Source organism: Dickeya fangzhongdai, from assembly GCF_002812485.1.
In the GTDB taxonomy this organism is placed as follows: domain Bacteria; phylum Pseudomonadota; class Gammaproteobacteria; order Enterobacterales; family Enterobacteriaceae; genus Dickeya; species Dickeya fangzhongdai.
The window spans coordinates 780,719-805,439 of sequence record NZ_CP025003.1 but is presented as its reverse complement, the minus strand read 5'-3'; the positions used below and the strand labels follow the sequence as shown (position 1 = coordinate 805,439).

The 24,721-nt window shown below is 58.1% G+C and carries 22 protein-coding genes and 3 tRNA genes; 8 read left to right on the top strand and 17 right to left on the bottom strand.

Annotated elements, in window-relative coordinates; all coding sequences use genetic code 11:
* Window positions 1–32: 32 nt before the first annotated feature.
* The 3 genes from recJ to xerD all read right to left on the bottom strand — a co-directional run bounded on the left by recJ (window position 33) and on the right by xerD (window position 3,491).
* Window positions 33–1,763 carry a single-stranded-DNA-specific exonuclease RecJ gene (gene recJ, locus CVE23_RS03840; protein WP_100848935.1) on the bottom strand — a complete coding sequence of 577 codons (1,731 nt, stop codon included), beginning with the start codon at window positions 1,761–1,763 and terminating at the stop codon, window positions 33–35.
* Window positions 1,764–1,786: 23 nt separating this feature from the next.
* Entirely contained in the window at window positions 1,787–2,503 is a 717-nt protein-coding gene (gene dsbC / locus CVE23_RS03835) for a bifunctional protein-disulfide isomerase/oxidoreductase DsbC (protein WP_038917847.1), read from the bottom strand.
* Window positions 2,504–2,591: 88 nt separating this feature from the next.
* Window positions 2,592–3,491, bottom strand: coding sequence for a site-specific tyrosine recombinase XerD (gene xerD / locus CVE23_RS03830; protein ID WP_038917846.1), 900 nt, complete (start codon window positions 3,489–3,491; stop codon window positions 2,592–2,594).
* 262 nt (window positions 3,492–3,753) lie between these two features.
* Here xerD and CVE23_RS03825 point away from each other — a divergent pair, with 262 nt between their 5' ends.
* Both CVE23_RS03825 and fldB read left to right on the top strand, forming a co-directional pair.
* On the top strand, window positions 3,754–5,079 hold the full coding sequence (locus tag CVE23_RS03825) for an MFS transporter (protein WP_038662304.1): 1,326 nt from the start codon (window positions 3,754–3,756) through the stop codon (window positions 5,077–5,079).
* Window positions 5,080–5,207: 128 nt separating this feature from the next.
* On the top strand, window positions 5,208–5,726 hold the full coding sequence (gene fldB, locus CVE23_RS03820; protein ID WP_038662307.1) for a flavodoxin FldB: 519 nt from the start codon (window positions 5,208–5,210) through the stop codon (window positions 5,724–5,726).
* 99 nt (window positions 5,727–5,825) lie between these two features.
* Here fldB and CVE23_RS03815 read toward each other — a convergent pair whose 3' ends face one another.
* Together CVE23_RS03815 and sdhE are read right to left on the bottom strand one after the other, a co-directional pair.
* The gene (locus CVE23_RS03815; protein WP_049854564.1) at window positions 5,826–6,257 is read right to left on the bottom strand and encodes a protein YgfX; all 432 of its coding nucleotides are present in this window, start codon (window positions 6,255–6,257) and stop codon (window positions 5,826–5,828) included.
* A complete protein-coding gene (gene sdhE / locus CVE23_RS03810; protein WP_023637600.1) occupies window positions 6,238–6,504 on the bottom strand; it encodes an FAD assembly factor SdhE in 267 nt (88 codons plus the stop codon). Before sdhE ends, CVE23_RS03815 begins: the two co-directional genes overlap by 20 nt.
* Before the next feature lie 310 nt (window positions 6,505–6,814).
* On the opposite strand from sdhE, the gene ygfZ reads away from it, so the two are divergent.
* A complete protein-coding gene (gene ygfZ, locus CVE23_RS03805; RefSeq protein WP_100848934.1) occupies window positions 6,815–7,795 on the top strand; it encodes a tRNA-modifying protein YgfZ in 981 nt (326 codons plus the stop codon).
* A gap of 89 nt (window positions 7,796–7,884) precedes the next feature.
* Here ygfZ and trhA read toward each other — a convergent pair whose 3' ends face one another.
* Window positions 7,885–8,535 carry a PAQR family membrane homeostasis protein TrhA gene (gene trhA / locus CVE23_RS03800; RefSeq protein WP_038917842.1) on the bottom strand — a complete coding sequence of 217 codons (651 nt, stop codon included), beginning with the start codon at window positions 8,533–8,535 and terminating at the stop codon, window positions 7,885–7,887.
* Between the two features lie 210 nt (window positions 8,536–8,745).
* On the opposite strand from trhA, the gene CVE23_RS03795 reads away from it, so the two are divergent.
* Window positions 8,746–9,354 (top strand): HD domain-containing protein, encoded by a 609-nt coding sequence (locus CVE23_RS03795; RefSeq protein ID WP_100848933.1) that lies wholly within the window; start codon window positions 8,746–8,748, stop codon window positions 9,352–9,354.
* Window positions 9,355–9,424: 70 nt separating this feature from the next.
* Here the strand turns inward: CVE23_RS03795 and CVE23_RS03790 are convergent, their stop codons facing one another.
* The 4 genes from CVE23_RS03790 to gcvT form a co-directional block, all read right to left on the bottom strand.
* The gene (locus tag CVE23_RS03790; protein WP_038917839.1) at window positions 9,425–10,075 is read right to left on the bottom strand and encodes a LysE family translocator; all 651 of its coding nucleotides are present in this window, start codon (window positions 10,073–10,075) and stop codon (window positions 9,425–9,427) included.
* Between the two features lie 177 nt (window positions 10,076–10,252).
* Window positions 10,253–13,126, bottom strand: a complete 2,874-nt coding sequence (gene gcvP, locus CVE23_RS03785; RefSeq protein ID WP_100848932.1) for an aminomethyl-transferring glycine dehydrogenase — start codon at window positions 13,124–13,126, stop codon at window positions 10,253–10,255.
* Window positions 13,127–13,295: 169 nt separating this feature from the next.
* Window positions 13,296–13,703 carry a glycine cleavage system protein GcvH gene (gcvH, locus tag CVE23_RS03780; RefSeq protein ID WP_100848931.1) on the bottom strand — a complete coding sequence of 136 codons (408 nt, stop codon included), beginning with the start codon at window positions 13,701–13,703 and terminating at the stop codon, window positions 13,296–13,298.
* Window positions 13,704–13,734: 31 nt separating this feature from the next.
* Window positions 13,735–14,835 carry a glycine cleavage system aminomethyltransferase GcvT gene (gcvT, locus tag CVE23_RS03775; RefSeq protein WP_038917837.1) on the bottom strand — a complete coding sequence of 367 codons (1,101 nt, stop codon included), beginning with the start codon at window positions 14,833–14,835 and terminating at the stop codon, window positions 13,735–13,737.
* Window positions 14,836–15,487: 652 nt separating this feature from the next.
* On the opposite strand from gcvT, the gene fucO reads away from it, so the two are divergent.
* The gene (gene fucO / locus CVE23_RS03770; RefSeq protein WP_100848930.1) at window positions 15,488–16,639 is read left to right on the top strand and encodes a lactaldehyde reductase; all 1,152 of its coding nucleotides are present in this window, start codon (window positions 15,488–15,490) and stop codon (window positions 16,637–16,639) included.
* A 305-nt stretch (window positions 16,640–16,944) separates the two neighbouring features.
* On the opposite strand, the gene alsS is transcribed toward fucO, so the two are convergent.
* Together alsS and budA are read right to left on the bottom strand one after the other, a co-directional pair.
* On the bottom strand, window positions 16,945–18,624 hold the full coding sequence (gene alsS / locus CVE23_RS03765) for an acetolactate synthase AlsS (RefSeq protein ID WP_100848929.1): 1,680 nt from the start codon (window positions 18,622–18,624) through the stop codon (window positions 16,945–16,947).
* A 55-nt stretch (window positions 18,625–18,679) separates the two neighbouring features.
* Window positions 18,680–19,468: an acetolactate decarboxylase gene (budA, locus tag CVE23_RS03760; protein WP_087881257.1), complete on the bottom strand. Its 789-nt coding sequence runs from the start codon at window positions 19,466–19,468 to the stop codon at window positions 18,680–18,682.
* A 111-nt stretch (window positions 19,469–19,579) separates the two neighbouring features.
* On the opposite strand from budA, the gene CVE23_RS03755 reads away from it, so the two are divergent.
* A complete protein-coding gene (locus tag CVE23_RS03755) occupies window positions 19,580–20,473 on the top strand; it encodes a LysR family transcriptional regulator (protein WP_038917832.1) in 894 nt (297 codons plus the stop codon).
* Window positions 20,474–20,601: 128 nt separating this feature from the next.
* The gene (locus CVE23_RS03750) at window positions 20,602–20,886 is read left to right on the top strand and encodes a DUF1435 domain-containing protein (protein ID WP_013316348.1); all 285 of its coding nucleotides are present in this window, start codon (window positions 20,602–20,604) and stop codon (window positions 20,884–20,886) included.
* A gap of 116 nt (window positions 20,887–21,002) precedes the next feature.
* On the opposite strand, the gene CVE23_RS03745 is transcribed toward CVE23_RS03750, so the two are convergent.
* The 4 genes from CVE23_RS03745 to CVE23_RS03730 all read right to left on the bottom strand — a co-directional run bounded on the left by CVE23_RS03745 (window position 21,003) and on the right by CVE23_RS03730 (window position 22,405).
* Window positions 21,003–21,088, bottom strand: a tRNA-Leu gene (locus CVE23_RS03745).
* A 91-nt stretch (window positions 21,089–21,179) separates the two neighbouring features.
* A tRNA-Leu gene (locus tag CVE23_RS03740) sits at window positions 21,180–21,265 on the bottom strand.
* A gap of 32 nt (window positions 21,266–21,297) precedes the next feature.
* A tRNA-Leu gene (locus CVE23_RS03735) sits at window positions 21,298–21,383 on the bottom strand.
* 116 nt (window positions 21,384–21,499) lie between these two features.
* Complete coding sequence (locus CVE23_RS03730; protein ID WP_100850401.1) at window positions 21,500–22,405, bottom strand: LysR family transcriptional regulator; 906 nt, start codon at window positions 22,403–22,405, stop codon at window positions 21,500–21,502.
* A 112-nt stretch (window positions 22,406–22,517) separates the two neighbouring features.
* Between CVE23_RS03730 and CVE23_RS03725 the strand changes: the two genes are divergently transcribed.
* The gene (locus CVE23_RS03725; RefSeq protein WP_100848928.1) at window positions 22,518–23,513 is read left to right on the top strand and encodes an aldo/keto reductase; all 996 of its coding nucleotides are present in this window, start codon (window positions 22,518–22,520) and stop codon (window positions 23,511–23,513) included.
* A gap of 37 nt (window positions 23,514–23,550) precedes the next feature.
* On the opposite strand, the gene rsmC is transcribed toward CVE23_RS03725, so the two are convergent.
* The gene (gene rsmC, locus CVE23_RS03720; RefSeq protein ID WP_038662357.1) at window positions 23,551–24,579 is read right to left on the bottom strand and encodes a 16S rRNA (guanine(1207)-N(2))-methyltransferase RsmC; all 1,029 of its coding nucleotides are present in this window, start codon (window positions 24,577–24,579) and stop codon (window positions 23,551–23,553) included.
* Between the last annotated feature and the right edge of the window lie 142 nt (window positions 24,580–24,721).

Genomic DNA, 24,721 nt, shown 5'->3' with positions numbered 1-24,721 from the left:
GGAAACCCGGCGTCAGTTGTGCCGCCTGCATACTACAGCGGCCACAGGTGTTCGATCAGCAGTTGTACCGAGCGTTTGCCGCGGAATTCGTTGACGTCCAGTTTGTAAGCCAGTTCAACTTCGCGCACGCTGCTGTCAGGCCACAACAAGGTGTCGACGTTGAAAGCGATGCCGTCCAGCAGCGGGCCGCCGCCCAGCGGTTCCACCATCACCTTGAGGTGGCGCTCGCCGACCAGTCGTTGCTGCAACAGCCGAAAACGCCCGTCGAAGGTCGGCTCCGGAAACGCCTGCCCCCACGGCCCCGCTTCACGCAGCATTTCAGCGGTGCCGAGCGTCAGTTCAGGGATCGCCAGTTCGCCGTCGGACCAGACGACGCCTTCCAGTTGCGACGCATCCAGCCACTCGCCCACCAGATCGGCAAAACGCTGGCGAAACTCGTCAAAACGGTCTTCCACCAGCGACAATCCCGCCGCCATCGCGTGGCCGCCGAACTTCAACATCAGACCGGGGTGACAGGTATCAAGGCGCTCCAGCGCGTCGCGCAGATGCAGCCCGGCGATAGACCGCCCGGAACCTTTCAGAATACCGTCGCCCGCAGGCGCAAACGCGATCACCGGGCGGTGAAAACGCTCCTTGATGCGCGACGCCAGAATCCCCACCACGCCCTGATGCCACTCCGGGTGGTACATCGCCAGCCCCAGCGGCAGCGTGTCGCGGCTGCGCTCCAGTTGTTCGCACAAATGCAGCGCTTCCACCTGCATGCCGGCTTCGATTTCACGGCGACTTTGGTTCAGCGCATCCAGATCGCTGGCCAGCATCCGCGCTTGCACGATGTCGTTGCATAACAACAGTTCTACGCCGACGGACATGTCGTCCAGCCGTCCCGCGGCATTAAGACGCGGCCCCAGCGCAAAGCCCAAATCGCTCGCCACCAGTTGAACGGCGTCGCGGTTGGACACTTCCAGCAGGGCGCGAATCCCCGGTCGGCATTTGCCGGCGCGAATCCGGCTTAATCCCTGCGAAACCAGAATACGGTTGTTGGCATCCAGCGGCACCACATCCGCCACCGTGCCCAGCGCCACCAGATCCAACAGTTCCGTCAAATTGGGGACGGCGAGACCGCGTTCGGCAAACCAGCCGGCGTCGCGCAGGCGCACGAACAGCGCCATCATTAAATAGAACGCCACCCCGACGCCCGCCAGCGCTTTCGACGGAAACGCGCAATCCGACAGGTTGGGGTTGATCATCGCCTCGGCCGCCGGCAGGGTTTCCCCCGGCAGATGGTGGTCGGTCACCACCACCGCGATGCCGCGCCGGTGCGCATCGTCCACCCCGGCGTGCGACGAAATGCCGTTATCGACGGTCACGATCAGCTCCGCGCCTTTGGCGGCGGCCTGCGCCACCACTTCCGGGCTGAGCCCGTAGCCGTCCTCAAACCGGTTGGGCACCAGATACTGAATCTCGCGGCCGCCCATGCTGCGCAGCGCCAGCACCGTAAGCGCGGTGCTGGTGGCGCCGTCGGCGTCGAAATCGCCGACGATCACGATGCGACGGTTGTCCGCCAGCGCCTGACGTAACACCTCTACCGCCTGCTCAATGCCGCCAAGCAGACGGTAATCCAGCAGACCGCGCAGACTGCGCTCAAGCTCCTGCATCTGTCGTACGCCGCGCTGGGCGTATAAACGACGCAGCAAAACGGGGAGGGAGTCGGGTAACTCTGTCTCCGTCGTCGGGCGACGACGGAGTTGGGTAACAACATTCACGCTTGATTAACCACTCGATTCAATTAACCGCCTGATTTCAGCGAGGCTTTGTGCGCATCCAGCATCGCCATCATCTCTTTTGGCGGCTGATACCCCGGCACCACCGTGCCGTCTTCCAGCACGATCGCCGGCGTACCCTGCACGCCAAACAGCACGCCCAGTTGATAATGGGCGCCGATGTCGGTTTTACAGGTGGCGGGCGACACGTCATCGCCTTTCATGGCGGCGTCAAACGCCTTGTTGCGATCCGCCACGCACCAAATCGACTGCATGTCTTTCGCCGCCTGAGAGTTCATGCCCTGACGGGGATACGCCAGATAACGCACGGTAATGCCGAGCGCGTTGTAGTCTTTCATCTGCTCGTGCAGTTTGTGGCAGTAACCGCAGGTGATGTCGGTAAACACGGTAATGACATGTTTTTCCTGCGGCGCTTTATAGACGATCATCTGGTCTTTTAACGCATCCAGACGCTCGTTCAGAATATGGTTGGTGACATTCACCGGGTTCTTGCCGCTGACGTCATACAGCGGCCCCTGCAGCAGGTGCTTGCCGTCTTCGGTGATGTAGAGCACGCCATTCTCGGTCAGCAGGGTTTTCATCCCGCTGATAGGGGAATCCTTCACTTCCGCGCTCTGCAAGCCCAGACGGTTTATGGTCTGCTTGATTGCGGCATCATCCGCGCGCGCCGCGCCGCTCAGGGCCAGAGTCAGCAATGAAAAGAGTACTACACGTTTTTTCATGGAATTATCCTGTTATCAGGGCGCAAGCGCCGTGCTTATCCATCATTGGCGGGGAACCCGCCATGACATCCTGTCAGCCCGCCGGACATCATGCCCGGGGATGGTGCTGTTGATGCAGCTGTCGCAGCCGCTCCGTCGCAACGTGGGTATAAATCTGCGTAGTGGACAGATCGCTGTGGCCCAATAACATCTGCACCACTCGCAAATCCGCACCGTGATTCAGCAGGTGGGTTGCAAAGGCATGACGCAAAACATGCGGAGAAAGTTTATTGCTGTCAATAGACGCCAGTGTCGCATAGTGCTTGATGCGGTGCCAGAACGTCTGGCGCGTCATCTGCTGGGCGCGGTTGCTTGGGAACAATACATCCAGCGTCTGGCCGTTCAGCAGCCAGGGGCGGCTGTACTCCAGATACTGCTCCAGCCAGTACACCGCCTCTTCTCCCAGCGGCACCAGCCGCTCCTTGTTGCCCTTACCTATCACGCGCACCACGCCCTGCCGCAGGCTGACATCGCTGATGGTCAGCCCCACCAGTTCCGATACGCGCAGGCCGGTGGCGTACAGCAGTTCCAGCATCGCTTTGTCGCGCAGTTCAAGCGGCTGATCGGTAACCGGCGCCGCCAGCAGTGCTTCCACCTGCGCTTCCGTCAGATCCTTCGGCAGCCGCTGCGGCAGTTTCGGCGACGACAGCGGCGCGCTCGGGTCGTCGGTTCGCTGCTTTTCCCGGTACAGGTACTGAAACAAGCGCCGCATCGCGCTCAGCAAACGAGCTGAACTGGTGGCCTTGTAGCCGCCTTCCAGGCGTTCAGCCAGAAAGTCCTGCAAATCCGACGGCTGCGCCTGCAACAGGCTACTGTCGTGATGAGCCAGCCAGTCCGCCAGCGAACGCAGGTCGTTGCGATAGGACGACAGCGTATTTTCCGCCAGATTGCGCTCCAGCCACAGGGCATCCAGAAACTGCTCGATTAACGTCTGATCCTGTTTCTGCATCACTCTCTCCCGTCATGCCGCCAACGGCTCCATCCCGCCATTATGCCTCACAGAGTATGTTCGGGGTACAATTCGGTAATCATTCTCAACTTCATCACATCCTGTGGCAAAACGAAGCGCGGAAGGGATTATATTTTCTTATTCCAGCGTATCCCGGAATGCCTTTGCCGCAAGGGCCGGCGTCAGTCGCGGCGCTGGTTTGAAAAGAACTTTTTTCTATGCATAGAATGCGGGTCCGTGTGTTACAAAAAAGCAAAAAACTATGCAAGCCTCCATCTCATCCACTATTGATAATCAAACACCAGATGCGCCGGTAAACTCGCGCAATAAAGTGGTGGTCGCCTCGCTGATCGGCACCGCCATCGAATTCTTCGATTTTTACATTTATGCTACCGCTGCCGTGCTGATCTTTCCGCACATTTTCTTCCCGCAGGGTGATGCTACCGCCGCTACGCTGCAATCGCTGGCGACCTTCGCCATCGCGTTTGTGGCGCGCCCGATCGGCTCCGCGCTATTCGGCCACTTCGGCGACCGTGTCGGCCGCAAAGTGACGCTGGTCGCGTCGCTGCTGACCATGGGTATTTCCACCGTCTTGATCGGCCTGCTGCCGAGCTATGAAACCATCGGCGTACTGGCTCCGCTGCTGTTGGCGCTGGCCCGCTTCGGCCAGGGGCTTGGCCTCGGCGGCGAATGGGGCGGCGCGGCGCTGCTGGCGACCGAAAACGCCCCGGCCAACAAACGCGCGCTGTACGGCTCCTTCCCGCAGTTGGGCGCGCCGATCGGCTTCTTCTTCGCCAACGGCACCTTCCTGCTGCTGTCCTGGGTGCTGACCAACGAGCAATTCATGAGCTGGGGATGGCGTGTGCCGTTCATCGCCTCCGCCGTGCTGGTGATCATCGGTCTGTACGTGCGCGTATCGCTGCACGAATCGCCGGTATTCGCCAAAGTCGCCAAAGAAGGGAAACAGGTGCGCGTGCCGCTGGGCACCCTGCTGAGCAAACACGTGAAAGCCACCGTTCTCGGCACCTTCATCATGCTGGCGACCTATACCCTGTTTTACATCATGACCGTCTACTCCATGACTTACGGCACCACCCCGGCGCCGGTCGGGCTTGGTATTCCACGCAACAACTTCCTGTGGATGCTGATGATGGCGGTGATTGGTTTCGGTCTGACGATTCCGGTGGCGGGCTATCTGGCTGACGCCTTCGGTCGTCGCAAGACCATGATCACCGTGACCTGCATCATGCTGGTGTTCGCGATGGCGTTCCCGTCTTTGCTGGGCTCCGGCAACCAGACGCTGATTATGGCGTTTCTGGTATGCGGCCTGAGCCTGATGGGGCTGACCTTCGGCCCGATGGGCGCGCTGCTGCCGGAACTGTTCCCGACCGAAGTGCGTTATACCGGCGCGTCGTTCTCCTATAACGTCTCTTCTATTTTGGGCGCGTCCGTGGCGCCGTACATCGCCGCCTGGCTGACCAGCCACTACGGGCTGTTCTACGTGGGCGTTTACCTCGCCGCGATGGCATCACTGACGCTGATTGCCTTGCTGCTGACGAAAGAAACCCGCCACCAGTCTCTCGGTTAAGTCTTTTAGGGATGAAGGCATCGCCTTCATCCCTTCTTCCGCTCCCGCCCTGTACGACCCTGTTATATTCCGTTAGGCTAAACGCTCTGCGATACCGCCTTTATTGATGCAATCACGATCAGACACTTATGAAGATAGGACTTTTTTACGGCACCAGCACCTGCTACACCGAAATGGCGGCGGAGAAAATCCGCGACATTCTGGGCGAGGAACTGGTAGACCTGCACAACGTGAAAGACGTTGCGCCCCAGGAAATGGAAAACTACGAGATGCTGATTCTTGGCATCCCCACCTGGGACTTCGGTGAAATTCAGGAAGACTGGGAAGCCGTCTGGGCGCAACTGTCGACGCTGAACCTGAAAGGCAAGATTGTCGCGCTGTATGGCATGGGCGACCAGTTGGGGTACGGCGAATGGTTTCTGGATGCGCTCGGCATGTTGCATGACCAGCTCAAGCCGCTGGGCGTGAGTTTTATCGGCTACTGGCCGACCGAAGGATACGATTTCACCAGCCCGAAACCGGTTACGGAAGACGGTAAGCACTTTGTTGGTCTGGCGCTGGATGAAGTGAATCAGTACGACATGAGCGACGAGCGGATTCAACAGTGGTGCGAGCAGATCCTGCACGAAATGGCGGAGTTACTCTGACGCGCTACGCCAGGGGCGGCGTTCAGGCGTTGCGTGCATGCCATTCGTGACATTAATGCAACGCCTGATGCCGATTCGATGCGGCTCCCGCCGGCAGCCTTAATGATGGCGGGAGGATTCCGTGCCCTGCAGCGGATGCTGCAGCAACAGTTGGCGCAACAGCCGCCACTCTTCATTGCCCATACTGTCTGACGCCAGCCACAAGCGCTGATGCCCTTTGCCGGTCGTCGCCCGCAACGACAGCAACACGCCGTTGCGCATCACCCACGGTCGCCGGGCTATCTGCCAGTCACGCTGTTGCCAGTGCAGTTGGTTTTCCCCATGCAGGGAAATTTCCCCCTGACGCGACTTGATGATGCGCTGACTGCGCACGAAACCGAACACCACCAGCGTCACCAACCCCAGCCACAGCGGCGCATAGCCGTCCGGCCAGGGAGCCAGCAGGATCATCAGCACCAGGAACCCGTGCGTCAGCAGAGAAAACAACTGCATGCGCCAGGATACACGCAAATCACATTGCCACTGGGCCACGGTCTTTATTTCGCGTCTGAATAAGGGAAACCATGCGCTTCAGCTCCGGATCCACCGGCTCGCCGTGGTTCATCAGCCAGTTGAACAAGTCGGGATCGTCGCACTGCAACAGACGGATGAAATGCTGCTTGTCGTCGTCGCTCAGCGTGTCGTACTCATGCTCGAAAAACGGCATGATGGAAATATCCAGTTCACGCATTCCGCGTCTGCACGCCCAGTGAATGCGTGATTTGTTATTGATGTCCATGTTCATTTCGCCCACTTCTCTGTATGGTTATCCGCGCAGGGTGATGATGACCGTCGGTGTAACCCTATTCTACCTGATGGCCTTCTACTAATAGTAACACTTTGACATATTTTCGCGTATTACCGCGTGTACTATTTCACGGATGCGCAGCATATCGCACGATTAGACTATCCTTTTGCCTTCTCGCCCCCGCCTTCTATTCCCCCCGTTCGCCGCCTTATGGCGGAACACAGCCTAAACTGCTTGCAAACCGTTGTCGCTCTTTTACCATTGGGTCATTCGCTGACATTACGCATCGCAGGATTGTAATATGGCTCATCCGTTTACCGCACAACCGCTGTTTTCTTCTGCTCAACTCCCCGCCACCCTGATAGCGCTGGATGACTGGGCGCTGGTCACCCTTACCGGCCCGGACACGGTCAAATACCTTCAGGGCCAGCTTACGGCCGACGTCGATGCCTTGCAGGCCGATCAGCACGTGCTCTGCGCCCACTGCGACGCCAAAGGGAAAATGTGGAGCAATGTGCGCCTGTTCCATTATGGCGACGGACTGGCTTATCTGGAGCGCCGCAGTGTGCGGGATAGCCAGTTGACTGAGCTGAAAAAATACGCGGTCTTCTCCAAAACCACCATCGCGGCCGACGACAACGTGGTGCTGTTGGGCGCCGCGGGCCTCGACATTCGTTCGCATCTGGCCCCCCTGTTCGATGTGCTGCCCGACGCCGATAACGCCGTGGTGCAGCAACCGGGAGCGACGCTGTTGCATCTGGCCCACCCCACCGAACGTTTCCTGCTGGTGCTGGATGCGCAACGCGCCGCCGCGCTCATTGAAACGCTGCAAGCCAGCGTCAAGCTCAACGACAGCCGCCAATGGCAAGCGCTGGATATCGCGGCCGGGCTGCCCATTATTGACAGCGCCAACAGCGCACAGTTCATTCCACAAGCCACCAATTTACAGGCGTTACAAGGCATTAGCTTCACCAAAGGGTGCTATGCCGGTCAGGAGATGGTCGCGCGCGCCAAATACCGCGGCGCCAACAAACGCGCGCTGTACTGGCTGGCGGGCACCGGTGCGCAGGCCTCCGCGGCAGGCGATGAGCTGGAACTGAAACTCGGCGATAACTGGCGCCGTACCGGCACCGTGCTGGCGGCCAGCCAGTTGCATGACGGCACGTTGTGGGTTCAGGCGGTGCTGAACAACGATCTGGAGGCTGACAGCGTGCTGCGGGTGCGCGACGACAGCGGCAGCCAGCTCGCCATTCAGCCATTGCCTTATTCTTTGGAAGAGTAACCGGTCTGGAAGAGTAACCGGTCCCGCAAAGCATCGGGGATGCCCCGGCTCCCTGATGCTTATCCGGCTGACGGCGATATCTGCACCGGTTATCCCACGTACAGATAGATCGCCAAAAAGTGGCACACACTGCCTCCCAGCACAAACCCATGCCAGATGGCGTGATTGAACGGTATACGCTTGCAGACGTAAAACACCACGCCCAACGTATATACCGCGCCGCCGATCGCCAGCAGCGTCACTCCGCCGACGGACAGTTTCATCGCCAGTTGGTAAATAACAATCAGCGATAGCCAGCCCATCACCAGATAGGTCATCAGCGACAGCATTTTAAACCGGTGCGCAAACGCCAGCTTGAATATGACGCCCAGCAGCGCCAGGCTCCAGATGGTGATCATCAGTCCGCGCGCCAGCGGCGAGTTAAGGCCCACCAGCAGAAAAGGCGTATAGGTTCCGGCAATCAGCAGATAGATGGCGCAGTGATCAAATTTCTTCAGCCAGCGTTTTGCGCGCTGATGAGGAATGGCGTGATACAACGTCGATGCGAGAAACAGTAAAATCAGGCTGCCGCCATACAGACTATAACTGGTGATAGCCAGAGACGTGGCGCCATTGTCCAGCGCCTGCACCAGTAATAACACCAGCCCGACAATCCCAAAGATAAAACCAATTCCATGGCTGATACTGTTGGCGACTTCTTCCGCCAGCGTATACCCCGATTCCCCCATTTTTTTCTTCATGCAAACCTCTTGTCCCACACTTACCCCTATGCTCGCACCGGCGGCCTTCCCTGCCACGCTGAGCAAGCTTTGAGCAGCTTAACTGAGAACAATTCCAGTGTACACCTGTACGCTAAAATAAAAATCAGCGGCTTTCAGACGGTATTCTTGCATGTTCATCTTATGGCGCATCCCCTACAATAGAGCCTCTTTATTGCAGGAGATTAACGGATGTCGTTCGCTTTACCCGTACTGGATTTCGGCCCCATGACCGATATCGTCCGGTTTCTGATGGAAATCGACAAACTCAAGAGCGTTCAGCGCCGTTCCAAGGTGATTGGCACCGATCGTCAGGAAGACTCTGCAGAGCACAGCTGGCATTTTGCGGTCGCGGTGATGAGCCTGGCGCCTTATGCCGATGACGGTATCGATATCACCCACGTGCTGAAAATGGCGCTGATTCACGACATCGTGGAGATCGACGCCGGAGACGTGCTGGTGTATGACCTGAAAGCCCGCGAAGCCATTCAGGAACAAGAGCAAGCCGCCGCGGCGCGCATTTTCGGCCTGCTGCCGCAACCGCAGCACGACCAGTTTCTGGCGTTATGGCACGAATACGAAGCCGGAGATACCGCCGAAGCACGTTTCGCGCTGATGATCGACCGTGTAATGCCGGTGCTGATGAACCTGCACAACGGCGGCCAAAGCTGGGTGGAACACGGTATCCGGCTGGAGCAGGTGTTGAGCCGCAACGCCTTTATCAGCGACGTCAACCCGGCGCTGTGGAGCTATCTGAAACAGCACCTGGAAGAGGCGCAGGCGAAGGGCTGGTTGAAATAGCCGACGATCGTCAACCGCATGAGCGGCGCCAGAGGCCGCTCATATCGGCGAACAAAAATGTCTGTATCGGTCAGTTTTTTGCCGTCATCGCCAGCTTCACGCCCAGTGAAATAAACAGCACGCCAATGGTTTTATTCAGCCAGAAGCGCACCATTTTGCTGACTTTCAGCTTGCTGCTGGCCAACGCGGTCGACGCGGCCAGAAAGTGACACCACAGCATGCCGTTGAAATTGAAGATCAATCCCAGAACGATAAACGCCAGCGCTTTCTGCGGCGCCTGCGGGTCAATGAACTGAGGCACGAACGCCAGAAAGAACAGCGCTACTTTCGGGTTTAACACGTTGGTGAGGAACCCCTGCCAGTAGATTTTCCGCATGGAAAGCACAGGCCGGTTGGCCGGCAGAGCACCGCTGTCGGCATTAGCGCGGTGAGCGGATTTATCCAGCAACGCTTGCACGCCCATATACACCAGATAGACAGCCCCCAGCACTTTCACCACCGTAAACGCGGTGGCCGAGGTAGCCAGAATGGCGGACAGCCCCAATGCCGCGGCCAGAACATGCACCAGCGTGCCGGAACCGATGCCCAGCGCCGCAGCCGAGCCCGCGCGCCATCCCTGCGACGAACTCTTGGTCATAATCAGCAACGAATCCGGTCCCGGCATGATGTTGAGCAAAATGCCGGACAGGATAAACAGTGAAATATCGTGAATGCCTAACATGATTTTCCCGCCATCTATTAATATTAATTCTGCTTCGGCTCCCGCTTCATTTTTCAGGGGGAGAAGCGACCACTCTACCACGCCGGACAAAAAAAACGGGTGCCGCTCACGCTGCACCCGTTTGTATCAGGAGGCTCTCGAACCACCTCCCAATTATTCACACTGTAAAAACCGCGCTTACTGATATTCGCTCATCGGCACGCAGGAGCAGAACAGATTACGGTCGCCGTACACGTCATCCAGACGTTTCACCGCCGGCCAGTATTTGTGGGTCTGTCCGGCCGGGAATACCGCCAGCTCGCGGCTGTACGGATGCGACCAGTCGGCTGCCAGCTCAGTCTGGGTGTGCGGCGCATTTACCAGCGGATTGTCTTCGTGCGGCCATTCGCCCGCCGCCACGCTGTCGATCTCGGCACGGATCGCCAGCATCGCGTCGATGAAACGGTCCAGTTCCACTTTGCTTTCCGACTCGGTCGGCTCGATCATCAACGTACCCGCCACCGGGAACGACATGGTCGGCGCATGGAAACCGTAGTCGATCAAACGCTTGGCGATATCCATCTCGCTGATGCCGGTGCTCTCTTTCAGCGGACGAATGTCCAGAATGCACTCGTGCGCCACGCGATCATCACGGCCGGTATACAACACCGGATAAGCGTCTTTCAGGCGCGTCGCCACGTAGTTGGCGTTCAGGATCGCCAACTGGCTGGCCTGTTTCAGCCCGTGCGCGCCCATCATGCGGATGTACATCCAGCTGATCGGCAGGATGGAAGCGCTGCCGAACGGCGCAGCGGAAACCGCGCCCTGACGAGTCAACACGCCGTCCATCGCCACCACCTGATGGCCCGGCACAAACGGCGCCAGATGCGCTTTCACGCCGATCGGTCCCATGCCTGGACCGCCGCCGCCGTGCGGAATGCAAAACGTTTTGTGCAAGTTGAGGTGCGACACGTCCGCGCCGATGTGACCCGGCGAGGTAATGCCTACCTGCGCGTTCATGTTGGCGCCGTCCAGATACACCTGGCCGCCGTACTGATGAACAATCTGGCACACTTCGCGGATAGTTTCTTCGTACACCCCGTGGGTGGACGGGTAAGTCACCATGATGCAGGAGAGCTTATCGCCGGCCTGCTGCGCTTTTTCCCGCAGGTCGTGCAGGTCGATGTTGCCCTGCTTGTCGCAGGCCACCACCACCACCTGCATCCCCGCCATCTGGGCGGAAGCCGGGTTGGTGCCGTGGGCGGAACTGGGGATCAGGCAGAGGTTGCGCTCGCCTTCGTTACGGCTTTCGTGATAACGGCGGATCGCCAGCAGACCGGCGTATTCGCCCTGAGCGCCGGAGTTCGGCTGCATACACACCGCGTCATAGCCGGTTAGTTGCACCAGCCAGTCGGACAGCTGCGTGATCAGTTGACGGTAACCCAGCGCCTGTTCGGTCGGGCAGAACGGATGCAGTTCGGCGAATTCCGGCCAGGTAATCGGCAGCATTTCCGCCACCGCGTTGAGCTTCATGGTGCAGGAGCCGAGCGGGATCATCGCCTGATTCAGCGCCAGATCCTTACTTTCCAGACGATGCAGATAGCGCATCATTTCGGTTTCGCTGTGGTACTGGTTGAATACCGGATGAGTCAGGATGTCGTCACTGCGCAGCAACGCCGCCGGGATTGACGCCGACCGGCTGCTGACCGCCGCATCCAGCGTATCGATATCCAACCCGTGATCGTCGCCCAGCAGCACGGCGAACAGCGCCAGCACGTCGTAGCGGCTGGTGGTTTCATCCAGCGCGATGCCGACCGCGCCATCCAGATCGGCGCGCAGGTTAATGCCGGCGCTCAGCGCGCGGCCCTGTACCGCCGCCTTATCGGCGACCTCAACGGTCAGGGTATCGAACCAGTGCTGATGACGCAGCGTCAGACCGCGTTGGGTCAGCCCGGCGGCCAAAATGTCGGCCAGACGGTGGATGCGCCCGGCAATGCGTTTCAGCCCCTGCGGCCCGTGATACACCGCGTACATGCCGGCAATGTTGGCCAGCAGTACCTGCGAGGTACAGATGTTGGAGTTGGCTTTTTCGCGGCGAATGTGCTGCTCGCGGGTCTGCATCGCCATGCGCAGCGCGGTGTTGCCGGCGGCATCGCGCGAAACGCCGATAATACGGCCCGGCATGGCGCGTTTGTATTCGTCGCGGCAGGCAAAAAACGCCGCGTGCGGGCCGCCGTAGCCCATCGGTACGCCGAAACGCTGGGCGGACCCCAGCACAATGTCGGCGCCCTGTTTGCCCGGCGCGTCCAGCAGCACCAGCGCCATGATGTCCGACACCACGCTGATGATCACTTTGCGGTTTTTCAGCTCAGACATCAGCGCGCGATAGTCATGCAGCTCGCCGGTGGTGCCTGTCTGTTGCAACAACACGCCGAAGACGTCGTCATACTTCACCGCGTCAGCCGCGTTGCCGGTAACAATGTCAAAGCCGAAGGTCTGAGCGCGGGTGCGCACCACGTCCAGCGTCTGCGGATGCACGTCGTCGGCGACGAAGAAACGGTTTGCCTGCTTGAGCTTGCTGACGCGTTTGGCCATCGCCATCGCTTCCGCGGCGGCGGTCGCTTCATCCAGCAACGAAGCGGAAGCCAGCTCCAGACCGGTCAGATCCTGCGTCACCTGCTGGAAATTCAGCAGCGCTTCCAGACGTCCCTGCGACACCTCCGGCTGATACGGCGTATAGGCGGTATACCAGCCCGGGTTTTCCAGCACGTTGCGCAGAATCACCGGCGGCGTCAGCACCGCGTGGTAGCCCATGCCGATGTAGCTTTTATAGCGCAGGTTGCGGCCGGCGATCGCCTTCAGCTCGGCCAACGCCTGATATTCGGTGGCGGCATCGCCTACCGCCGGCGGTTGGGGCAGTTGGATGTCGGCGGGTACGATCTGGCGGGTAAGGCCGTCCAGTGAATCCGCCCCGATAGCGGCCAGCATCTGTTGTTGCTGAGCGGCCGACGGGCCAATATGGCGCTCCGTGAAGGCGCTACCGTGTTCGAGCTGACTGAGAGTCTGGGTCATGTGGGGGAATTTCCTGCATTTAGCACAGTGATGTGCAGCACAATTAACTAATTCAGAAAACAAGCAAATCATTCAGAAAAACAAGCAAACAATTCACAAAACAAACAGATCACAAAAACAAGCGGACAATAAAAACGCCCCGTCGCGGGGAGCGAACGGGGCGTCAGGCTTATTCTTCGTCGTCGCCGTCTTCTTCTTCCAGCAGCGCCTGATAACCAGCGGCATCAAGCAATTCGTTCAGTTCGTCTTCATCAGACGCCTTGATGCGGAACAGCCAGCCTTCAGCATACGGCGCGCTGTTCACCAGTTCCGGTGCGCCTTCCAGTTCGTCGTTGATTTCCACCACTTCGCCGCTGATCGGCGCGTAGATGTCGGACGCGGCTTTGACGGACTCCGCCACGGCGCAGTCATCACCGGCGTTGACCGTGCTGCCGACTTCCGGCAGATCGACAAACACCATATCGCCCAGCAATTCCTGCGCGTGCTCGGTGATGCCCACGCTGTAAACGCCGTTGCCTTCCGCCATCACCCATTCATGGGACGAGGTATATTTCAATTCTGCCGGAACATTGCTCATTGCCACCTTCTCCTTCCATTAACGCCAAAAATTAAAACTGAACCAGCGCCTTGCCGGCGCGAACGAAATTGGGTTTGGTCACATGCACCGGCATCTCGCGATTACGAATCTGCACGATAGCCTGTTCGCCGATACCGGCGGGAACACGAGCCAGGGCGATGCTGACGCCCAGCGTGGGCGAAAACGACCCGCTGGTGATCACACCTTCCTGCATGACGCCATGATTATCGGTAAAGCGGACCGGCTGACCGTGACGCAGCACGCCTTTTTCGGTCATCACCAGGCCGACCAGTTGTTCGGTGCCTTCCGCCTGCTGACGCTCCAGCGCTTCACGGCCGATGAACTGGCGGTCTTCCGGCTGCCAGACGATGGTCCAGCCCATGTTGGCCGCCAGCGGCGAGATGGATTCATCCATGTCCTGACCGTACAGGTTCATGCCCGCTTCCAGACGCAGCGTGTCGCGCGCGCCCAGTCCGCAGGGTTTAACGCCGGCCGCCAGCAGTTGTTGCCAGAAACCGACCGCCTGTTCCTGCGGCAGCGCGATTTCATAGCCCGCTTCGCCAGTATAGCCAGTGGTGGCGATAAACAGGTCGCCCGCCTGTACGCCAAAGAAGGGTTTCATGCCGGCTACTTGCTCACGCTGGGCATCGTTCAGCAGACTGCGCACTTTTTCCTGCGCCTGCGGCCCTTGCACCGCGATCAGCGACAGATCCTCACGTTCGGTAATCTCCACCATGAACGGTTTGGCATGCTCGGTGATCCAGGCCAGATCCTTCTCGCGGGTGGCGGAGTTCACCACCAGCCGGAAATAGTCTTCGGTCTGGAAATAGACAATCAGATCGTCGATCACGCCGGCGGAGGGCGTCAGCATCGCGGTATAGAGCGCTTTACCGGGCTGGGTGAGTTTGGCGACATCATTCGCCAGCAGATAACGCAAAAATTCACGCACGCGGGCGCCGCGCAGATCCACGATGGTCATGTGCGACACATCAAACATGCCGGCGCTGTTGCGTACGATGTGATGTTCGTCCAGTTGAGAACCGTAGTGCAGCGGCATCATCCAGCCATGAAAGTCCACCATTTTGGCGCCATCGGCCAGATGCTGTTGATACAACGGAGTGTGGTTTGCCATTCTTTTCTCTCTACGTTAGCCGCGCGTTGTGACGCCAGGCCCCACGACGCAAACGTTTATCCTGCCCCAGAACTTACCACCGAAGCGCGCGTTCCACCACTCCCACAACCATAAGTTTATCTATATAAAAAGCCAAACCGGCATTGAATTACCCAACCACCCAATCAGGATATAAATCCGTAAAATTTCACAAATAAAAAACTTAACTCCAAATTAAAAAATAAAACCAATACCAAAAATTATTAATGCATGACTTTCTGGTTTTATTTCAAAAGAGACAACCACAAGTTAAATTAGATTAAGTAATGCGAAAAAACCCTAAAATTAGATTATTTCAGGTAAGGCCACGCCCGTTTTTCATTGTCTTCACACTCCGATTCTGTGATCACCGTCGTGGACACCTTCCCGTCAGCGACAGTACGACGCGGCTGATGGCAGCCGTAAGAAGGCAGCGAGTCCCGACCGGTTTCACACTGGGTTCATCGGCGGGTGATCCCTCTGACAAAGGTTTGACTTTTATCAACCGGAAGCGAGCTTTCGTCTCGCCCTGCGCGGTGCGCGACTAGATTAACTATTAACCACACCGGCTACTGGCGCAAATGGATAACCGATACGCCTCAATGATTAAAAATCAATGCGTTAAGGAGAAATCATGGCACACAGAATGATACTGAATGAAACGTCCTATTTTGGCGGCGGCGCCATCGCCCACCTGACCGAAGAGGTACAGCGACGCGGCTTTCGCAAGGCGCTGGTGGTGACGGACCAGGAACTGATGAAGTACGGCGTAGCGGGTAAAGTAACCACGCTGCTGGAAAAAGCAGGCCTGCCTTATGACATCTATGACGGCGTGATTCCCAACCCAACCATCGCCGTCGTCCGGCAGGGCGTCGAACGTTTTCAGGCATCTGGCGCCGACTACCTGATCGCGATTGGCGGCGGTTCGCCGCAGGACACCTGTAAAGCCATCGGCATCATCATCAACAACCCGGAATTCGCCGATGTGCGCAGCCTGGAAGGGGTCGCGGCCACCCGCAAACCCAGCGTGCCGATTTTCGCCATTCCTACCACCTCCGGCACCGCGGCGGAAGTCACCATCAACTACGTCATCACCGATGAAGAGAAACGGCGTAAATTCGTCTGCGTCGACCCGCACGATATCCCCATCGTGTCGTTTATCGACGCGGACATGATGTGCAGTATGCCCGCCTCACTCAAAGCCACCACCGGCATCGACGCCCTGACCCACGCCATCGAAGGGTTCACGACTCTGGGCGCCTGGGAATTGACCGACATGCTGCACCTCAAAGCCATCGAAATCATCAGCCGTTCGCTACGCGATTCGGTGGCCGGCAAACCGCAGGGCGTGGAAGCGATGGCGCTGGGGCAATATATCGCCGGTATGGGTTTTTCCAACGTCGGCCTGGGACTGGTGCACGGTATGGCGCATCCGCTGGGCGCGTTCTATAACACCCCGCACGGCGTCGCCAACGCGATTCTACTGCCCCATATCATGGCCTGGAACGCGGAATACACCGGCGAGAAATTCCGCGCCATCGCCGTGGCGATGGGGGTACAAGGCGCGGGCAACATGCCGCTGACGCAGGCGCGGAACGCGGCGATTCAGGCGGTGCGGCAGCTGGCGCAGGATGTGGATATTCCGGCGCAATTGCGTCAGGTCGGCGTTAAAGAGCAGGATATTCCGGCGCTGGCGCAGGCGGCATTCGACGATGTCTGCACCGGCGGCAACCCGCGCCCGGCCAGCGTGAAGGAGATTGAGGCGTTGTATCAGTCGATCTACTGATAATCAAACCTGACAATCAAACTGCGGATCGTGCGATTTGTCGATGCGTGACGGGAAGTGACAAAAAACGCGCGTCCTGCCAATGATGAACCGGAACCTGCCGCGTCAAACGCCGCGGCAGGCCGGTCAAGCCCGTATTACTATCGGGGCTTCAGGACGCGTGGAGCAACCAGCGCCTGTGACGAACATTCAGCATTCACAATGCAGCATTTACGCTGGAATATTCGTTACAGGCGAACACGGCTCAAAGGCTGCAAAGCCTTGCAGCAGGTAGGATCGTAGCATCTGAACCGAGCGTATCACGCTCAGATCAGGTGGCTGATATTCACGTTCTCCATCAGGTAATGGTTGTCGGAGTAATCCACCGGAATGGCAATCACCGCCGGGCCGTCCACATCCATCGCCTGCCAGAGCTTCGGCACCAGTTCGACGGCGGACTCCACGGCGAAACCTTTAGCGCCGAAGGCTTCCGCATAGGCTTTGAAGTCAATCGGCCCGAATTTGACGCCGGAAGCGCGGTGATATTTTTTCTCTTCCTGAATTTCCACCATGTTGTAGGCGTTATCCACCCAGATGATGTGCAGAATGTTGGATTTCAGCCGCACCGCGGTTTCCAGTTCCATACTGGACTGCATGAAACCGCCATCTCCGGACACCGACACCACTTTCTGTTGCGGATTCACCAGCGCGGCGGCGATCGCCCACGGCAACGCCACCCCCATAGTCTGCTGACCGTTGGTCATCAGCACCTGACGGGCGCGGAAGCTGTAGAGATAACGCGCCAGCCAGATATGGAAGCTGCCCATGTCCACGCACAGGGTCACGTCTTTATTGACCAGATCCTGCATTACCCGCACCAACCGCAGCGGATGAATAGCGAAGCCGTCCATGTTGATGGCGCGGGTCGCCAGTTCATGGCGCAGTTGACGACGCTCCTCCAGAATCGCCTCTGACTGGGACGACAGCACGATCGGCGAACTCAGTTGCTCATTGAGCGTATCAATGGTGATGCTGATGTCGCCAACCAGTTCCACATCCGGGCGGTAGGCGTTTTCCACTTCGGCGGGCAACACATCAATGTGCACCAGCGTGGCATTACCAGAATTCCACAGCGCCGGCGCATACTCCACCGGGCTGTAGCCGACCGTGACGATAAGGTCGGCCTGCTGTAGCAGCTTGTCGCCGGCCTGATTGTTAAACAACCCTACCCGTCCGGCGAAATGGTCAAAATGCTGTTGATCGATTACCCCGGCGGCCTGATAGGTACTGGTCACCGGCAGGCGGCTGTGATGCAGCAGGCGGCGCAGCGCCTCGGCATTTTTCGGCTGGCTGGCCATCAGCCCCAGCAACAGTATCGGGTTTTTGGCTTTCTTGATCAGCCCGACCACCCGTTCAACATCCGCACGCGGCGCGCTATTGAGGGTCGGCAGCGAGGTACGAGCCAGAATCGGGCTGTCTACCGGTTCATTGACAATATCTTCCGGCAGACTGATGAACGACGCGCCCGGCCGACCGAGCTCAGCAGCGCGAAAGGCGTTAGCCATCACTTCTGAAATGGCGGACGACACCGTGATTTCGGCGCTGTATTTGGTCACCGGCTGAAACAGGCTGACGGTATCCAGGCTCTGGTGGGTCAGTTTCAGGCGGTCGGCGCGTTTGACCGCACCTCCCAGCGCCACCAGCGGGTCGCCTTCCGCCGTCGCGGTCGCCAGCCCGGTCACCAGATTCGAACAGCCCGGCCCCGACGTCACCAGCGTCACGCCGGCCTTGCCGGTAAGACGGCCGACGGCGGCCGCCATAAAGGCGCCATTAGCCTCATGGCGCACGGGAATGGTTTGAATCGGCGAATCCACCAACGAATCAAACACGCGGTCTACTTTTGCACCAGGAATGCCGAAGACATAGTTGACGCCTTGCTGCTCAAGATGTTTTACGATCAGCTCCGCACCGCTAGACCAATGCTGTTGACCATCCCTATTTTCCATAATGTTTATCCTCTGCATAACAGTGTGCTTTTGCTTTCAGTACCTGCTCGATGCTTCAGCTCTCCACGGAGTGAATGACGCTATCGAGATTTTCAGGGGATAAATTGGCTTTCAGGAAATCCCTGTCGCGGGGAAGGTCAATAACCAGTTTGGCGATAGAGCCAAAGGTCAATACGCCTTCTTCCAGTCGATAATCAAGGATATGCCCGCCGCCTTTGCGGTCATCAGTGATGAAATGCTCGTGATAACCGGCAACATTAATCCCCTGAACATAGGCAGGACTACGGAAACCGATAACGCTGCCCTGACACTGTTCGAAACGGAACGTGGGTTGTTGGGCAATCGCTTCCAGCATCGGTTTATAAGGGCGTTCCTGGCGAGGTACCGTACGGGTTTCCACGTGGCTAAAGCGGCCATCTATCCGCAGGGCACAAAACAGATTATCTGTTGCAATCAAGTCATTAATGCGCTGATGAATCGCTTCGCGGCTGGTGGCCTGCCCGAAATGGATTTGCTCCGTCGGGCGGAAAAAGGTCATTACCGCGAAGGGAGTTTTTTGATACGGCAGCGCTGCTCGCGCGCTGCCATCCTCACGGAGCTGGAAGATACGGCTGTTAAGCGCCACCAGTTCACCGTCGAGATCATTAAACGTCCCTAATCCAAAATCGCCATGTTTCAGAAGTTCTTCCATGGTGATGTTACCTTCATAAACGCCATTAATAAGCCCGCTCATTAATGACGTCTGATAAATAACGCACTCTGGATGCTGTTTCTGATGATGAAGTGCAAAGCTGGCCAGTTCCCTGACACAGGAGTCGACGCAGTTAACATCTTTCATATCCATTCCCTTCTGACGATGATCAACTTAAATTTATTTAATGTTTCACTTGAATATTGACCTCCGTCACACCAAAGTTCCAATACAGAGATGTGGCCATTTGGAGATCGAAAATATATGGAATTACGTTACCTGCGCTATTTTGTCGCAGTGGCCTCAACCCGGCATTTCACCCGCGCGGCGGAAATTCTCGGCATATCACAGCCGCCGTTAAGCCAGCAGATTCAAAAACTTGAGCGGGAAATCGGGACGCCGTTGTTCAAGAGGCTGACCCGTGGCGTGGAGATGACGGAAGCTGGCGAAGCGCTATATCAGGACGCCAGCCATATTCTGGAACTGGCCGAATCGGCCGTGGAGAGAGTGCGCAGCATCGCCCGCGGGGAGAGCGGCGCGATCAACATCGGCTTCTCCTGTGCGGTGACGTTTCATCCCACGGTGCTGGCGCTGTTGCGCCGTTACCGGCAGCATTATCCCAGCGTCCAGCTGCGGCCGCGGGAAGAGCACATCAACGAGATTCTGGAGAGCCTGCGCAACCGCACCACCGACATCGCGTTTGTGCGCCTGCCATGCGATATCGGCGAGGAGTTCGAAGGCGAATTACTGGCGGACGAGCCGATGCGGCTGGTACTGCCGGAAAACCATCCGTTCAGCGATCAAACGCGAATCAATCTGGGACAGCTGCGGCAGGAACCGTTGATCATCTTTCCGCGCGAACTCTGCCCTAGTCTGCACGACCTGATTATCCGCGCCTGCTACCTGTCGGGCTACCAGCCAAAAATCAACCCGCTGGCGCCACATATCACCGCCACCATCAGCATGGTGGCGTCCGGTTTTGGCGTGACCTTTGTCCCTGAATCGCTGGCCAGCATCCAGACCGGCAATGTGACTTATCACGACACCAACACGCCGCACCTCACCACGCAGATTGCCGTTATCTGGCGCAAACATGACCGCTCCGCCACGCTGCTGAACATGCTGCAGCTGGTGCGCGACTATCTGCACAGCGCCTGATCGTTCTCAGGCATCCAAAAACCTGCCGTCGTCAAACGGCAGGTCACACAAAAATCATGCGGCATCGGTTGTATAGCGGCAAATCTTATATATGATATTAGTTATCATTATCAACAAGAGAAGCCACAATGCTGACCGCCATGATCGCCGCCTGCGGGCTATGGGGAATAAGCTGGTATTTTGGCAAGCGTCTGTCCAGCGCCTGGGGCGTTCTGCTGCCGGCGGCGCTGATGCCGTTGCTGGCCCTGCCGGAACTAAACCTGACCCACCTGAAGTACATCTGTGCGCTGGCGATGCTGCTCACGTTGAGCATGCTGTTTCATCGCCGTATGCGTCACTATCTGCTGCTGCCGTCCTGCATTGCGCTGGCAGGCGGCCTGGCGGCGCTGTCGCTTACGCTAAAGGGATGGTGATACCGACCCTGAACGGGCATAACGCACAAGATAAAGGAAGAAAACGCGCTGTTGATTTTATGAGCGAGAAGAATTGCTGTGCTGGAAAAAGACAAGAAAGATAAGGATGAGGAGAGTGGTGCGAAGAGAGGGACTTGAACCCTCACGTCCGAAGGACACTAACACCTGAAGCTAGCGCGTCTACCAATTCCGCCACCTTCGCACTGTTTTACTACGATACTATTTACTATTCACTACTTACTACGATTACTACTTACTACGATATTGCTGCTACATCTTGATTTGTATCCCAGTGGTGCGAAGAGAGGGACTTGAACCCTCACGTCCGAAGGACACTAACACCTGAAGCTAGCGCGTCTACCAATTCCGCCACCTTCGCAGGTACTGTGAAATACAAATCTGTGGTGATTTTGGTGCGAAGAGAGGGACTTGAACCCTCACGTCCGAAGGACACTAACACCTGAAGCTAGCGCGTCTACCAATTCCGCCACCTTCGCAAACCAAGCAACATTACGTCACACAATGTCACCACGGAGGCGAATTCTAGAGATTTTCGCACCAACGTCAATCATTATTTCCATGTCGTTACAGCGTTTGCTGTAAAAAACAGCATTCAGACAAACGGGGCCTGCTGGAAGCATTGTTGAAGCCACTCAATCACCACCCGGATGCGCGGCGCCAGAAAGCGCCCGGAGGGATACATCACATACAGCGGCATATCGGGCGGCGGTAACTGCGGCAGGATCTCCACCAGTTCCCCGCTCGCCAGCAACGGCGCCAGACCACCGTAGCGCGGCGCCTGAATAATCCCCATTCCGGCCTGGCAGGCGGCGATATAGGCATCGGCGCCGTTGATTTCTACCAGACTGGGCAGCGAGCGGGTAATGACTTGCCCCTGCTGCATAAATTCCAGCGGGTAACGCTGCGATGTGCGCAGCGAAAAATAGCTTACCATGCGGTGAGACGTCAGCGCCTCCAGCGTGTCGGGCACGCCGTATTCGGCGCAATAAGCCGCGGAAGCGCAGGTTATCTGCGGCAGCGACGGCAGCGAACGCGCCACCAGCGAATCATCATCCACCTGCCAGGCGCGCAGCACGCAGTCCACGCCTTCGCGCACCACATTAATCGCGGCATCGTTGGCGCTCAGCACCAGCGCAATCTGCGGATAGCGGCGGTAAAACGCGGGCAACGACGGGATCACCACCTGCCGGGCCAGCGAATGCGGCATGTCGATTCTCACCCGTCCGCTGGGCTGCTGGCGCTGACGGGAAAACAGCGCGTCCGTTTCCTCAATTTCCGCCAGCAACTGCACGCAGCGCTGGTAGTAAAGCAAACCTTCGTCCGTCACCTGCACCTGACGGGTGGTGCGTTGCAACAGACGCACCCCCAGCCGCAGCTCCAGCCGTTTCAGCGTCTGGCTGACGGTCGCCCGCGGCAGTCCCAGCTTTTCCGCCGCCCGGCTAAAGCTTTCCGCCTCCACAATGCGCACAAACACCCGCATCGCCTGAACCTGATCCATCACCGGCCCCATTGTTTGCATTTTACAAACAGTGTTGCATAAAACTGCGAATTTATCTTTTTGATTCAAACAACCACACTGAAAAACGCGGTTAATAACACGGAGCAATAACATGCAACAGCGAAAACTGGGCCCGCAGGGGCCAACGGTATCTGCACTGGGTCTCGGCTGTATGGGGATGAGCGATTTCTATTCCACCGGGCAGGACGAAAAAGAGGCTATCGCCACCCTGCATCGTGCGCTGGAACTGGGCGTCACCCTGCTGGATACCGCCGACATGTACGGCCCTTACACCAATGAAACGCTGGTGGGCAAAGCCATCAAAGGCAAACGGGATCAGGTATTTCTGGCTACCAAGTTTGGCATTCTGCGCGACCCGGCCAACCCGAACCTGCGTGGCGTCTGCGGCCGGCCGGAGTATATCCGTCAAGCGGTCGAAGGCAGCCTGAAACGTCTGGGCGTCGAGGTCATCGATCTTTATTACCAGCACCGCGTCGATCCGGCAGTGCCGATTGAGGACAGCGTCGGCGCGCTGGCCGATCTGGTTAAGGCAGGCAAGATTCGTTATATCGGCCTGAGCGAAGCCTCCGCCGCTACGCTGGAACGCGCGCACCGCGTTCACCCTATCACCGCGCTGCAAAGCGAATACTCATTGTGGACGCGGGATGTGGAAGCGGAGATCCTGCCCGCCTGCCGCCGTCTGGGCATCGGCTTCGTGCCTTACAGCCCGCTGGGACGTGGTTTTCTGACCGGTGCCATCAAACGACGGGACGATCTGGCCGCGGACGATTTCCGACGCGCCAACCCGCGCTTCAGCGATGAAAACTTTGCTAAAAACCTGCAACTGGTGGACAAAATCACGCAGCTGGCGCAGGAAAAATCGGTAACGCCATCGCAGCTGGCGCTGGCCTGGGTGCTGGCGCAGGGCGAGCACATCGTTCCGATTCCCGGCACCAAACGCCGTCGCTATCTGGAAGAAAATGTCGGCACGCTGTCGGTTTCGTTGACGCCGCGCGAGCAGGATGACATTAACGCCATCTTCCCGCCGGAGATCGCCGCAGGCGCGCGCTACGGACAGGAAGGCATGGCGACGCTCGATAACGCCTAAGCGTCGCATCGCGCCCGGCGAAAGCCGGGCGGCTCAGTTAACGTTTTTTATTGCGGCGCAGCACCGCGCGATAAACGCGGAAACGACCGGTCTGGGCGATAACTTCATGGCTGCCGAAGGTTTCGTCCAGCAGCGCCGGGTACGGCAGGAAAGCATTGGCGACAATGCGCAATTCGCCTTCCATATTCAGGTGCGAGGCGGCGCCGCGAATCATCACTTCCGCCGCGTGCAGGCTGGTCTGCATGCCGTCATGGAACGGCGGGTTGGAGATAATGAGGTCAAAACGCCCCTGAATATCCGAGTACGCGTTGCTGGCGATCACCTGCCCTTCCAGACCGTTGGCCGCCAGCGTCGACCGGCTCGCTTCCAGCGCGGCGGCGCCGACATCGCTGAGCGTCAGGCGGATTTTCGGCGATATGCGGGCAAACGACGCCGCCAGCACCCCAGCGCCGCAGGCGAGATCCAGCACCTTGCCTTTGCGATGCGGCTCCAGCGTCGAAAGCAGCAACTGGCTGCCGGTGTCCAGCCCCTCGCGGCTGAATACGCCCGGCAACGTGTGTACCGGCACGCCATCCACGTCATACTCCAGCCACCAGTCCTCCAGCGCAAAAGCAGACGGTGCTTCCAGACGACCGTGATACAGGCCGCAACGGCGGGCGCTGTCGATCTTGTTGATGGCGGCGATCGGCTCCAGAATGCCCTCGGCGCTGCGTACCCCGCTGCGGTTCTCGCCGACGACGAAAATGTCGCAACCCACCGGCAGCAGCGACAGCAGGTTGGACAGCTGGAACTGCGCTTCCTGTTTGCTTTTCGGCCAGTAGTAGATCAGGGTGTCGCACCCGGCTACGGTTTCCGCCTGTGCCAGCAGCGAAAAATGCACGTTGTCGCCCAGTACAGGCTGCAACTGCTGCCAGTGATGATACTGCGTGGTGTGCACGGTGACGGCGGCTGCGTCAAAATGAGCGGGCAGCGTATCTTGCAGATCGCCGGCAAACAGCACCCGGCGGGAAACAAATTCATCACTGTGGCGCAGTATCACTTCACTGGCGGGGGTTAATGCTGACATCAGGTCTGGCTCCTCAATAAACTGAGCGAGGATTATAGTGGTTTGTTGGCGCATGTTCAGCGATTTGTTAGCATAGCGCCGCACAATCGTGCGCCACTATTGTTTATCGCGATGATCATATCGCGGTTATCGTATCGCGGTT